This is a genomic window from Thalassolituus sp. UBA6592 (assembly GCF_002433655.1).
Classification (GTDB): domain Bacteria; phylum Pseudomonadota; class Gammaproteobacteria; order Pseudomonadales; family Oceanobacteraceae; genus Venatoribacter.
In genome coordinates, this window is sequence record NZ_DJIO01000066.1 from 470 (window position 1) to 1,061 (window position 592).

At 48.8% G+C, this 592-nt stretch carries 2 protein-coding genes; both read left to right on the top strand.

The features are described 5' to 3' along the window. On the top strand, nt 1-255 hold a 255-nt coding region (locus tag B2Z72_RS06135), incomplete at its 5' end, for a flagellar biosynthetic protein FliQ (protein ID WP_349681239.1). A 9-nt stretch (nt 256-264) separates the two neighbouring features. Then, on the top strand, nt 265-592 hold a 328-nt coding region (locus B2Z72_RS06140), incomplete at its 3' end, for a flagellar biosynthetic protein FliR (protein WP_297004373.1).

Genomic DNA, 592 nt, shown 5'->3' on the forward strand with positions numbered 1-592 from the left:
ATCGGTGATCTGTTTACTCATGCTATGTATCTGGTGCTGGTGATCGTGGTGGTGATTATTGTTCCCAGTCTGTTCGTTGGTCTGGTGGTCAGTACTTTTCAGGCGGCCACTCAGATTAATGAACAGACGCTGAGCTTTCTGCCGCGTCTGGTGGTGACATTGCTGGCTGTGATTATGTTTGGTCCATGGGCTGTAACGGCTGTCATTGATTACACCAAGGAACTCTATATGAATATCCCCTTTATCATCGGCTGACGCAGACTGATGTTTGAAATCGACGCGCTCGAAGTCAGCCACTGGATATCGCGTTATCTTTATCCATTTGCGCGCATTTCCGGCATGCTGATGGTTATGCCATTGATTGGCTCCAGAATGATACCGATGCAGATTCGTCTGCTGCTGGCGGTTGCCATTACGCTGGTGATTGTTCCGGTGCTGCCTCCTTTACCTCATGTAGATGCTCTGTCGGTGGCTTCGCTGATTATTATTCTGCAGCAGTTGCTGATCGGTATCGCACTTGGCTTTGTGGTTGAACTGGTTACTCAGGTATTTGTGCTGGCTGGCCAACTTATAGCAATGCAAACCGGTTTGG